This window comes from Kitasatospora sp. NPDC096128, assembly GCF_040303105.1.
GTDB lineage: Bacteria > Actinomycetota > Actinomycetes > Streptomycetales > Streptomycetaceae > Kitasatospora.
In genome coordinates, this window is the sequence record NZ_JBEOSP010000003.1 from 232,162 (window position 1) to 243,933 (window position 11,772).

Genomic DNA, 11,772 nt, shown 5'->3' on the forward strand with positions numbered 1-11,772 from the left:
CCGCTCAGACACCGCTGACCGTCACACCGCCGGTCTCCGCCCGCGCCGTGATGCGGTGCGCCGCACCCGGCTGCGAGGGGACGCTCACGTCCGACCCGCCGTTCCCGGCCTGCGCGTCCACCGCGTACGCCTCCCCGGCGGGCACCCGCAGCCGCACCCCGCCGTTGCCGACCCTGGCCTCCAGCGCCGCCGGCGCCACCGCGAAGTCGGCCCGCACCCCGCCATTGGTCGCGCTCAGGTGCGCCGTCGGGGTGGCCAGCCCGGTGGCCTCGACCCCGCCGTTCTCCACCGCGGCGTCCACCTCCGCGGCCAGCCCGGCCAGCCGCACCCCGCCGTTCTCCTCCTTGATCCGCACCTTGGTGCCGGCCGGCACCTGCACCTCGTACCCCACCCCGCAGGAGTCGCACGAGTACCCCAGCCGCAGCACGCCGTCCTTCACCTCGTGGGTGGTCTTCGGCGCGGAGCCCCGGTAGCTCTGCTTCTCGACGACGTGCACCGCGTCCCCGGTGCCGGTCACCACGACCCCGCCGTTCTCCCCCTCGACCACCAGCTCCTTGACCGACTCGGCCACCCCGTACGTCACCGTCCGGCGCTCGTCCGACTCCAGGAACGGCAGGCATCCCTGCATCCCCAGCACCACCGCCGCCGTGATCGCCACCGCGCCCAGCACCCGCTTCATGTCCGGCCCCCTTCGCAAGCCCCGTCATCCCGACACCGAGAACCCTCCCGCGACCACCCCCCGCTCCACCTCCCTCCCCGGAGCGGTTCCCGCCCCTCCCCCGCACGGGGGAGACCGGGCAAGCCCGGGTAATTCGCCGATTCACCGGCGCGGGAGCCGCAGCGCGAGTAGCTTGTTTGCCCGCGCTCGGCGTTCCCGGGCCAGACCGCGCCAAGGCGAAACCGACGAGGGCTGATCAGGCATGGCCAACACGCCGCCCGGCGGACCAGGTCCCGCGACCGGTCACGGCCTCGACGACCGGGTGCCCTTCCTGGCCCGGCTCGACCACGCCGACCGCACCGCGCTGCTCGCCCTCGGCCACCGGCTCGACTACCCCGCCCGCTCCACCGCGCTGCGCGAGGGCGAACCCTCCGACCACGTCCTGCTCGTCCTGCACGGCTGGCTCAAAGTGACCGCCCTCGCCGAGAACGGGTACGAGGCACTGCTCGCCCTGCGCGGGCCCGGCGACATCGTCGGCGAGTCCGCCGCCCTCAGCGGCCGGCCCCGGGCCGCCACCGTCACCGCCCTGGAGCAGGTCTCGGCCACCGCCGTCGACCGCGCCGCCTTCACCGCCTACCTCCGGAGCACCCCCGCCGCCTCGATGCAGCTGCTGGCGCTCTCCACCGACCGGCTGCGCGCCGCCGACCACCATCGGCTGAAGTCCGCCTCGCTCAGCGTCAGCGAACGCCTCGCCGACCTCCTGCTGGAACTCGCCCGGACCCACGGCCGCCGCACCGCCGAGGGCATCGTCGTCTCCGTCCCGCTCAGCCAACAGGAACTCGCCGGTTCGGTCGGCGCCTCCCGGGAGGCCGTCGCCCGCCTGCTCAAGTCCCTGCGGGACCGCGGCATCGTCGTCACCAGCCGCCGCTCACTGGTCATCGCACGCCCCGACCTGCTCCGGAGGCCCGGCCAACTCCGCTGACCCGCACAGAAGTTCTGTGCACACCGTCACAGAGCGAGTACCTCAACGGCGCTCACGCCGACCTGCCCGCAACGGGCAGGCTGGGGCCCGACGACGAACCGAAAGGCGACCATGACCGACCCGGTGAACCACACCATCCTGCTGCTCGACATCGAACAGTTCGGCCGACGGGACGACGTCGAGCAGGCCTTCATGCGCCGCATGCTCTACTCCGTCCTGCACGAGACGCTGCGCAGCGCCGGGGTCGAACCCGCCGACCAGCGCCTGGAGGACCGTGGCGACTCGGTGATGGCCCTGATCAGCGCCACCGTCCCCAAGTCCCGGCTGCTGCACGCGCTGATCAACGAGACCCCCACCCTGCTGCACGCCAACAACCGCCTCGCCGCCGCCGGCGCCCGGGTACGGCTGCGGATCGTGCTCGCCTCCGGCGAGGTCGCCGTCCAGGAGCTCGGCGGAGCACTCGGCGGCGCCGTCGGCTGGGACCTCAACCAGGCCTTCCGGCTGCTCGACTCGACCCCGCTCCGGGAGGCCCTCCGGCACCGGGACGGGCCCTGCGTCCTCGCCGTGTCCGACGCGCTCTACCAGGGCATCGTCCGGCACGGCCACGGCGGCCTGGCACCGGAGGCCTTCCACCGGGTCACCGTCCAGGGCAAGGAGGGCGCCTTCCCGGCCTGGCTCCACGGCGAACCCGCCCCCGGCACCCCGATCGACATCCCGCCCGCCGCCCCGGCACCGGCCGCCAATGCCGTCCCCCAGGGCGCCCCCGAACCCCAGGGAGCTCCCGCCACCTTCCAGTTCCTCGGCGGCACCCCGACCTTCGGCGGCAACCTGATCGGCGGCAACCAGCACGTCGTCTCCGGCGGACAGGTCCACGGCGACGTCAACACCGGCAACACCGTCGGCGGCGACCGATGACCGCCGCCGAGGCGGAGGCCGCGGACCAGGAGGACGGCCTCCAGGAAGACCCGCCCGAGGAGCCCCAGAACGCCATGGAGGCCGTCCAGGAACTGCTGGAGCACGTCCCGGACTCCTTCGCCGGCCGCAACTACCTCTTCGCGGGCGGCAACCCCCGCTTCGGCGGCGACCTCATCGGCGGCGACCAGCACACCGTCTCCGGCGGCCAGGTCCACGGCGACGTCGTCACCGGCCACAAGACCACGATCTACCAGGTCGGCGCGGCTCCGCTGCACGCCTCCGGCTTGGTCCCGATCGATGAACTCATCGCCTTGGCCGAGGTCTTCCGACCTGGGCCGGCCTTCGACCAGGCTCTCCGCCAACTGCGCGAGCATCGGGTCCTGATCCTCACCGGCCGGGCGGACAGCGGCCGGCGCTCCGCCGCACTGATGCTGCTGCAACAGCTGGGCATCGACCAGATTCGAAACCTGGACCCTGATGTCACTCCCACTGCCCTGCTCAACGGTGTCGAACGCGCCGAGGGATACGTCCTCGCCGACTACACGGCCTCCCGCACCCGCCCACTGCTCCGTTCCGACCTCGACCGCCTGCGCGAGACACTCACCAAGCGGGACGGCTACCTGGTCATCACCACCACCCACTCCAACTCGATCCGCGACCTCCCCACGGTCGGTTGGCTACCGCCCGACCCGGAGCTCGTACTCCGCGCCCATCTGCGGGCGTTGCGGGACGACGTCCGCGTCAAGCCACTGCTCACCCTGGAACCCGTCGAGGAGTTCCTGGCCAAGTACCCGCCGATCCGGGAGATTGCCGAATTCGCCGTCAGGTTGGCCGCTTACTCTCCCATCACCGGCAGGCCCTCCGATCTCGCCGACTTCGGTCAAGGCGCTGTCCAGGAAAAGGTCGGCCGCTGGTTCGGCGACCCCGAACTCCCCCTCCAGGACAAGGCCTTCCTGATCTCCCTGGCCGTCTTCGACCACGCCCCCTACACCCTCGCCGCCGAGTGCTCCGACAAGCTTTTCCGCCGCCTGGAGACCATCCGCACCCCCGGCCGCCCGGACGGCATCCCGCCGTTCGGCAGCTCCGTCGAGGACCGCATGGTCCTCGCCCGCGCCGAGCTCACCGAGGAGACCGAGCAGACCCCCTGGGGCCCGGTCCCCCAGCGGATGGCCTCCTTCCTGGACCCCCGCACCTCCCCCACCCTGCTGCGCGAGGTGTGGACGAGCCACCCCTCCGCCCGCCCCGCGATCACCGGCTGGCTGAACGCGCTGGCCACCGACTCCCGCGCCCTGGTCCGCACCCGGGTGGCCTCCACCACCGCCCTGCTGGCCTCCGTCGACCTCTCGGCCACCATGAGCGGACTGCTCGGCCCCTGGTCCGGCGCCAAGGACTTCCGGCTCTGCCTCCAGGCCGCCAACAGCCTCGCCCTCGCCTACCACGCGGGCACCGCCGCCGTCCCGCGCATCCTGCGCAGCTGGGCCGGTGACGACAGCGCCCGCCGCCGCTGGACGGCCATCCGCTGCTACGCCCTGCTCGGCCCGCTGCTGCCCGCCCAGGCCCTGGAGGCCTTCGCGCTGGCCGCCGAGCGACTGACCGCCGGCGAACTCGACCAGCTCGCCGCCAAGTTCCAGCCCGGCTCACAGCCGTCGGAGCAGCCCGACCGCCACCAGGCGCTCGGCCTGCTCGAAGCGGCCGAACTGATGCTGCTCTCCGCCGAGGCCGAGCCGACCCTGCGCGCCCTGGTCCGCTGGCTCTCCGGCCCGGCCGCCCTGCGGCAGCTGGCCCTGGCCACCTTCCTGACCGCCGCACAGCGCACCGAGGACACCGCCGTGGGCCGGCCGCTGCTGCTCGACTGGTACGCCCGGAGCCCGCGCCCCGAGCCGGGGGGCGTACTCAGCGTGACGGTGTTGCCGGCGCCAGAGGAGCCCGCGCCGGTCCGCTCGCTGCTGGTCATCCTGTGGCGCACGGCCCTGGAGGACCCGCACTACCGCGACGCCGCCTTGGGCGTGCTGCGCGGCTGGCTGATCGGCGCCGCCGATCAGCCTGAGACCACCGCCCGGCTCACCGAGCTGTTCGACGACCTGGCCGTCACCGAGCGCGACCGCCAGCGCCTCGACCACCTCGCCCGCACCGTGCGGCGGGGGCCCACCGGCGGCCCGGCGACCCCGGTGCTGCCCGGCGGCTGACCCAGCACCATCCGACCCGTCCCGATCCTGGAGCACCCGCGCATGTCGGCACGACACCGCCCCGACCTCCCCGCCGGGGACCTCATCGACCCGGTCCTGACGGTCCACCCCTTGGGCCGCGCGCTCGGCCTGCCCAAGCGGCCGACCGCCCGGGCCGACTCCGCCCTGGTCCTGACCACCCCGGCCGGTGACCACCAGGTCTACCTCCCCCCGCACCGCCCGGGGTTCAGCGACCTGGTGGGCCGCGGCTACCAGGCCGCGTACGAGGTCGACCTCGGCCTGCACCACCTGCGGGCCGAGGAGCGGCTGCCCGGCCGGGACGACGTCGGCGCCTTCGAGGCCGTGGTGGAGATCGACTGGCAGGTGTCGGCCGCGGAGCTGGTGGTGGCGAGCCGGATCCGCGACGTCCCGGCGCTCCTGGTGCCGCGGATCCGGCAGCGGATGCGGGCGGTCACCCGCCACCTCAGCACCGACCAGAGCGGCGAGGCGGAATCCGCCGTCCAGGAGGCGCTGGACGAGTACCCCGTCGCCGAGGCCGAGGGCCTGCGGGTGCGCTGCGCCGTCCAGTTGGACATCGACCAGGCCGCCCGCGAGCAGAAGGAGCGGCTGCGCGGCTACCACTTCGACACCCAGGCCCACCCGCACGCGCTCCGGCAGGTCCAGGAGTCCAACGAGATCCTCTCCGCGAAGGCGAAGTTCTACCAGTACTACCTGGAGCAGGGCGGGGTGACCGCCTGGGCCCTCCAGGTGGCCGCTCACCCCGAGGACCTGAAGAACGCTCTCACGTACTTGAAGGACGAGCAGCAGGAGCTGGTCCAGGGCCAGCTCCAGGTGGTCCAGCGGCTGCTCGACCAGAACGCCCTGGAGGACTTCGAGTTGGAGGGCCCGCGCCAGGACGCGAAGGCCGCGCTCGAAGCGATCCTGCGCCACCGGCCCGCCGGCCCGGGCGCGCCCCGGCTCGACAAGGGCCCGAACCCTCCGCTGCCGCAGTGAACCCGAGGAGCCCCACCGTGTCCGCCCCCGTCACCACCGCCCCACCCACCACTACCCTGCTGGCGCCTCCGCCCGGTACCGCCCTGCTCGCCGAGCTGCGCACCGAGATCGCCCGCGCGGACAGCAAGGCCGCCGTCCTGGTCGCCGCCCTCGGCGTCATCGTCGGGGTGCTCGGCGGCCTGCTCACCAGCACCGGCTGGGCACCGCAGCAACTCTCCGGCGCGGCCGAGGTGTTGCTGGCCCTCGGCGGCCTGGGCATCGCCGTCGCCCTGGTCTCGCTGCTGTTCGCGGTGCTGCCCCGCTTCGGGCGCAGCACCTGGCGCCCGGGCCGCCCGCTCGGCTACTTCGGGGACATCCGACTGGCCGCCGAGCAGGGGCTGCTGGCCGACGCCCTGGCCGACACCGAGCGGTTGGCCGTCGAGGCGGTCCGCGCGGCGCTCGCGGAGAACAGCCTGATCGTCTCGCGGAAGCACTCCTGGGTCCGGGTCGGCATCCTCGCCTTCGGCGCCGGACTGTTCCCGCTGGTCACCGCCCTGTTCCTGGGCTGACCGGCGCAGCCCCACCCCTTCCTGCCCGGCACCACCCGACTCCGTCCAGCACTGTCATGCACCGCCCATCACCGTACGGACGCCGCATTGCGCGCGTCCTGTCCCCGAGGACCCCGCCATGACCGAACCGACCTACCCGGACGCCCCGCCACCGCAGTACCCCGGCGCCCCGCCCCAGTACCCCGGCGCCCCGCCCGAGTACCCGACCGTCCCGCCGCAGTACCCGCAGGCCGCTCCGCAGTACCCGACCACCCCGCCGCCGCCCCCTCAGTACCCCACCGCGCCGGCCCCCCAGCACCCCACCGCCGTCCCGCCCCAGTACGCGCCCCCGACCCCTCCGCCGCCTCCGCCGGCGACCCCGCCCCAGCACCCGGCCCACCCCCAGCCGCCGACCCGCCTCCCCCACGCCCCGCGCATCCCCGCCCAGGGCTTCGCCCCGCCGCCCGCCCCGCCCCGGCCGCCGGTCCTCGACCCCACTGTCGACATCGACCCGCACACCGGCCGGGTCCACCTGGCCGCCCGCCAGCGCGGCGCGGACGCCACCGCGGTCGGCCAACTGGTGCTGCAGCTCCCGCACTTCCTGTGCAGCCTGCTGGTCGTCACGCTGGTCTCGCTGCTCCTCCCCGAGCCCCTCGACCTGGTGCTGATCGGCGTCTGGATCGCCTCCGGCGCGCTGGTCTTCCACCGCCCGACCGAGAAGGTCCTCGCCCGCTACCTGTTCCGGATGCGGCCGGCCCTGCACTCCGAGCTGACCCGCCTGGAGCCGATCTGGCACCAGGTGACCGCCAAGGCGGGGGTGAACCCGGAGACGTACGACCTGTGGATCGAGGACCACAAGGCCGTCAACGCCACCGCGGCCGCCGGACACATCGTCGGCGTCACCCGGTACGCGCTGGAGACCCTCCCCGACGCCCAGCTGGCCGCCGTGCTCGCCCATGAGCTCGGTCACCACCGCGGCGGCCACGCCTGGGCGACCCTGCTCGGCTACTGGTACTCGATGCCGGCCCGGATCGCCTGGGTGGTCTTCCGCTTCGCCGCCGTGATCGCGTTCCAGATCGCCTCGATCTTCTCGCTGCTCGGCGCCCTCGTGGTCGGGGTGGTCGCGGTGGTCCTGGTGGTGGCCGTGGCCCTCTCGTTCCCGCCGCTCCTCCTGGTCCTGGTCACGCCGTACCTGCTCGCCGCGGTCGGCCGCCGCTCCGAGCTGCGGGCGGACGTCCAGGCCGCCGAGCTCGGTTTCGCCGACGCCATGATCGAGGTCTTCCACGGCTTCCTGCGGGACGAGGAGCAGGCCCTGGCGATCGCCGCCCGGGAGAACGGGGGCCGCGCCGTCCGCCCGGGCCTCGGCCAGCGGCTGCTGTCCAGCCACCCGGACACCCACACCCGGATCCGCCGGCTGGAGGACTGGCGCGCGGCCGCGGCCACCGCAGCCGGGTAGCACCGGGCAGCAGCCGGAAACGCCGCAGGGCGGCCACCCCGTGAGGGGTGACCGCCCTGCGATCAGTGACGCGGGACTCAGCCGGTGTACGGGCCGTAGTCGTAGTCGTCCAGCGGGACCGCCTGGCCGGAGCCGGCGCCGAAGGGCGACAGGTCGTAGTCGTCGTAGCCGACGGCCGAGTACATGGCGGCCTTGGCCTCCTCGGTCGGCTCGACCCGGATGTTGCGGTAGCGGGGCAGACCCGTACCGGCCGGGATGAGCTTACCGAGGATGACGTTCTCCTTGAGGCCCAGCAGCGGGTCCGACTTGGCGTGGATCGCCGCGTCGGTGAGGACCCGGGTCGTCTCCTGGAAGGAGGCGGCCGACAGCCAGGACTCGGTGGCCAGCGAGGCCTTGGTGATACCCATCAGCTGCGGACGGCCGGAGGCGGGGTGACCGCCCTCGGAGACCACGCGACGGTTCTCGGTCTCGAACCGGCCGCGCTCGACGAGCTCGCCCGGGAGCAGCTCGGCGTCGCCCGACTCGATGATCGTCACGCGGCGGAGCATCTGCCGGATGATGATCTCGATGTGCTTGTCGTGGATCGACACGCCCTGCGAGTTGTAGACCTTCTGGACTTCGGCGACCAGGTGGATCTGGACGGCGCGCTGGCCCATGATGCGCAGGACGTCGTGCGGGTTGGTGGCACCCATGGTCAGCTTCTGGCCGACCTCGACCGCCTCGCCCTCGCTGACCAGCAGCTTGACACGCTTCGAGACCGGGTAGGCGATCTCGTCGGTGCCGTCGTCCGGCGTGATGACGATCTTGCGGGTCTTCTCGGTGTCCTCGATCCGCGCGCGGCCGGTGGCCTCGGAGATCGGGGCCACACCCTTGGGGGTGCGGGCCTCGAAGAGCTCGACGACACGCGGCAGACCCTGGGTGATGTCGTCACCGGCCACACCACCGGTGTGGAAGGTACGCATGGTCAGCTGGGTGCCGGGCTCACCGATGGACTGGGCGGCGATGATGCCGACCGCCTCACCGATGTCGACCAGCTTGCCGGTGGCCAGCGAACGGCCGTAGCAGAAGGCACAGGTGCCGACGGCCGACTCACAGGTCAGGATCGAGCGGACCTTGACCTCGGACACGCCGTGGCGGATCAGCTCGTCCATCAGCACGTCACCGAGGTCGGTGTTGGCGGTGGCGAGCAGCTTGCCGTCGACGGTGATGTCCTCGGCGAGCATGCGGGCGTAGACGCTGGTCTCGACGTCGTCGGCCTTGCGCAGCACGCCGTCGGCGCCCACGGAGCCGATCGACAGCTTCAGGCCGCGCTCGGTGCCGCAGTCCTCCTCGCGAATGATGACGTCCTGGGAGACGTCGACCAGACGACGGGTGAGGTAGCCGGAGTCGGCGGTACGGAGGGCGGTGTCGGCCAGACCCTTACGGGCACCGTGGGTGGAGATGAAGTACTCCAGCACGGTGAGACCCTCACGGAACGACGCCTTGATGGGTCGCGGGATGGTCTCGTTCTTGGCGTTCGACACCAGACCGCGCATACCGGCGATCTGACGCATCTGCATCATGTTTCCACGAGCACCCGAGTCGACCATCATGAAGATGGGGTTCGTCTTCGGGAAGTTCTCGTTCATGGCCTCGGCGACCTCGTTGGTCGCCTGGGTCCAGATGCCGATGAGCTCCTGCTTGCGCTCGTCGTTGGTGATCAGGCCGCGCTCGTACTGACGCTGGACCTTCTCCGCCTTCGCCTCGTAGCCCTCGAGGATCTGGGGCTTGTTCGGCGGGACGACGACGTCGGAGATCGACACGGTGACACCCGAGCGGGTCGACCAGTGGAAGCCGGCCGCCTTCAGGTTGTCCAGGGTCGCCGCGACGACGACCTTGGGGTAGCGCTCCGCCAGGTCGTTGACGATCGCGGAGAGCTGCTTCTTGCCCACCTCGTAGTCGACGAACGGGTAGTCCTCGGGCAGCAGCTCGTTGAAGAGCGCGCGGCCCAGGGTGGTGCTGAGGCGGAAGGGCTCGCCGTCGAACCAGGTCGACTGGCCCTCCTCGTCCACCGGCGGGGTCCAGCCGCGGGGCGGGACGGTGCCGGCGCCGAGGCGCAGCTCGATCGGGGCCTGGACGTCCAGCTCGCGGGCGTCGAAGGCCATGATCGCCTCGGCGGTCGACGAGAAGGTGCGGCCGGCGCCCTTCACGTTGTCGCGGTCCGAGGTCAGGAAGAACAGACCGAGCACCATGTCCTGGGTCGGCATGGTGACGGGGCGACCGTCGGCCGGCTTCAGGATGTTGTTCGAGGACAGCATCAGGATGCGGGCCTCGGCCTGCGCCTCCGCGGAGAGCGGCAGGTGGACGGCCATCTGGTCACCGTCGAAGTCCGCGTTGAACGCGGTGCAGACGAGCGGGTGGATCTGGATGGCCTTGCCCTCGACCAGCTGCGGCTCGAAGGCCTGGATGCCGAGGCGGTGCAGGGTGGGCGCACGGTTCAGCAGGACGGGGTGCTCGGCGATGACCTCTTCGAGCACGTCCCACACGACCGGGCGGGCCCGCTCGACCATGCGCTTGGCCGACTTGATGTTCTGCGCGTGGTTCAGGTCGACCAGGCGCTTCATCACGAACGGCTTGAAGAGCTCCAGCGCCATGGCCTTCGGCAGACCGCACTGGTGCAGCTTGAGCTGCGGGCCGACGACGATGACCGAACGGGCCGAGTAGTCGACTCGCTTGCCGAGCAGGTTCTGGCGGAAACGACCCTGCTTGCCCTTCAGCATGTCGCTGAGGGACTTCAGCGGGCGGTTGCCCGGGCCGGTGACCGGACGGCCGCGGCGGCCGTTGTCGAACAGCGCGTCGACGGCCTCCTGGAGCATGCGCTTCTCGTTGTTCACGATGATCTCGGGGGCACCGAGGTCGAGCAGGCGCTTCAGGCGGTTGTTGCGGTTGATCACACGGCGGTACAGGTCGTTCAGGTCGGAGGTCGCGAAGCGGCCACCGTCCAGCTGCACCATCGGACGCAGGTCCGGCGGGATGACCGGGACGCAGTCGAGCACCATGCCGTTGGGCTTGTTGCTGGTCTGCAGGAACGCGGAGACGACCTTGAGGCGCTTGAGCGCACGGGTCTTCTTCTGGCCCTTGCCGGTACGGATGATCTCGCGGAGGCGCTCGGCCTCCTCCGCCAGGTCGAAGGTCTCCAGGCGGTCCTTGAGGGCCGCGGCGCCCATCGAGCCGGAGAAGTAGGTGCCGAAGCGGTCGCGCAGCTCGCGGTAGAGCAGCTCGTCGCCCTCGAGGTCCTGGACCTTGAGGTTCTTGAAGCGGGCCCACACCTCGTCGAGGCGGTCGAGCTCGCGCTGCGCGCGGTCGCGCAGCTGCTTCATCTCGCGCTCGGCACCCTCGCGCACCTTGCGGCGCACGTCGGCCTTGGCGCCCTCGGCCTCCAGCTCGGCCAGGTCGGACTCGGCCTTCTTGGCACGGCCTTCGAGGTCGGAGTCGCGGCGGTTCTCGATCTGCTGGCGCTCGACCGAGACGTGCGCCTCCAGGGACGGCAGGTCGCGCTGGCGGCGCTCGTCGTCGACCCAGGTGATCATGTAGGCGGCGAAGTAGATGACCTTCTCGAGGTCCTTCGGCGCCAGGTCGAGCAGGTAGCCGAGGCGGGACGGCACACCCTTGAAGTACCAGATGTGGGTGACCGGGGCGGCCAGCTCGATGTGGCCCATCCGCTCACGGCGCACCTTGGCGCGGGTCACCTCGACGCCGCAGCGCTCACAGATGATGCCCTTGAAGCGGACGCGCTTGTACTTGCCGCAGTAGCACTCCCAGTCCCGGGTCGGACCGAAGATCTTCTCGCAGAAGAGTCCGTCCTTTTCGGGCTTCAGGGTGCGGTAGTTGATGGTCTCCGGCTTCTTGACCTCGCCGTGCGACCACTGGCGGATGTCGTCGGCGGTGGCCAGGCCGATGCGGAGCTCGTCGAAGAAGTTGACGTCAAGCACTGGTCGTCAAGCCCTCTTTCGTGATTCGAGAGTTTGTCTGTGGTCTGAGGGGGGCCTGGGGGCGGGCCGGCTGCTGGGCTTCGT

At 71.9% G+C, this 11,772-nt stretch carries 8 protein-coding genes; 6 read left to right on the forward strand and 2 right to left on the reverse strand.

All coding sequences use genetic code 11. The features are described 5' to 3' along the window. Positions 1-4: 4 nt before the first annotated feature. Positions 5-679 carry a DUF4097 family beta strand repeat-containing protein gene (locus ABTY61_RS05510; RefSeq protein WP_350503596.1) on the reverse strand — a complete coding sequence of 225 codons (675 nt, stop codon included), beginning with the start codon at positions 677-679 and terminating at the stop codon, positions 5-7. A 241-nt stretch (positions 680-920) separates the two neighbouring features. Between ABTY61_RS05510 and ABTY61_RS05515 the strand changes: the two genes are divergently transcribed. From ABTY61_RS05515 to ABTY61_RS05540, 6 genes are all read left to right on the forward strand, one after another. Then, positions 921-1,640 carry a Crp/Fnr family transcriptional regulator gene (locus ABTY61_RS05515; RefSeq protein WP_350503597.1) on the forward strand — a complete coding sequence of 240 codons (720 nt, stop codon included), beginning with the start codon at positions 921-923 and terminating at the stop codon, positions 1,638-1,640. A 111-nt stretch (positions 1,641-1,751) separates the two neighbouring features. Further along, the gene (locus ABTY61_RS05520; protein WP_350503598.1) at positions 1,752-2,555 is read left to right on the forward strand and encodes a hypothetical protein; all 804 of its coding nucleotides are present in this window, start codon (positions 1,752-1,754) and stop codon (positions 2,553-2,555) included. Continuing rightward, positions 2,552-4,741: a hypothetical protein gene (locus ABTY61_RS05525; protein ID WP_350503599.1), complete on the forward strand. Its 2,190-nt coding sequence runs from the start codon at positions 2,552-2,554 to the stop codon at positions 4,739-4,741. Before ABTY61_RS05520 ends, ABTY61_RS05525 begins: the two co-directional genes overlap by 4 nt. Before the next feature lie 42 nt (positions 4,742-4,783). Beyond that, positions 4,784-5,734, forward strand: a complete 951-nt coding sequence (locus ABTY61_RS05530; RefSeq protein ID WP_350503600.1) for a hypothetical protein — start codon at positions 4,784-4,786, stop codon at positions 5,732-5,734. A 17-nt stretch (positions 5,735-5,751) separates the two neighbouring features. Continuing rightward, the gene (locus ABTY61_RS05535) at positions 5,752-6,282 is read left to right on the forward strand and encodes a Pycsar system effector family protein (RefSeq protein ID WP_350503601.1); all 531 of its coding nucleotides are present in this window, start codon (positions 5,752-5,754) and stop codon (positions 6,280-6,282) included. A gap of 118 nt (positions 6,283-6,400) precedes the next feature. After that, entirely contained in the window at positions 6,401-7,717 is a 1,317-nt protein-coding gene (locus ABTY61_RS05540) for a M48 family metalloprotease (RefSeq protein WP_350503602.1), read from the forward strand. A 77-nt stretch (positions 7,718-7,794) separates the two neighbouring features. Here the strand turns inward: ABTY61_RS05540 and ABTY61_RS05545 are convergent, their stop codons facing one another. After that, complete coding sequence (locus ABTY61_RS05545) at positions 7,795-11,688, reverse strand: DNA-directed RNA polymerase subunit beta' (RefSeq protein WP_350503603.1); 3,894 nt, start codon at positions 11,686-11,688, stop codon at positions 7,795-7,797. Positions 11,689-11,772: the final 84 nt, after the last annotated feature.

Bases quoted from the DNA above. Each gene is read 5' to 3' on its own strand.
- ABTY61_RS05515 (WP_350503597.1), top strand. From the start codon at position 921: ATGGCCAACACGCCGCCCGGCGGACCAGGTCCCGCGACCGGTCACGGC.
- ABTY61_RS05510 (WP_350503596.1), bottom strand. From the start codon at position 679: ATGAAGCGGGTGCTGGGCGCGGTGGCGATCACGGCGGCGGTGGTGCTG.
- ABTY61_RS05540 (WP_350503602.1), top strand. From the start codon at position 6,401: ATGACCGAACCGACCTACCCGGACGCCCCGCCACCGCAGTACCCCGGC.
- ABTY61_RS05530 (WP_350503600.1), top strand. From the start codon at position 4,784: ATGTCGGCACGACACCGCCCCGACCTCCCCGCCGGGGACCTCATCGAC.
- ABTY61_RS05520 (WP_350503598.1), top strand. From the start codon at position 1,752: ATGACCGACCCGGTGAACCACACCATCCTGCTGCTCGACATCGAACAG.
- ABTY61_RS05525 (WP_350503599.1), top strand. From the start codon at position 2,552: ATGACCGCCGCCGAGGCGGAGGCCGCGGACCAGGAGGACGGCCTCCAG.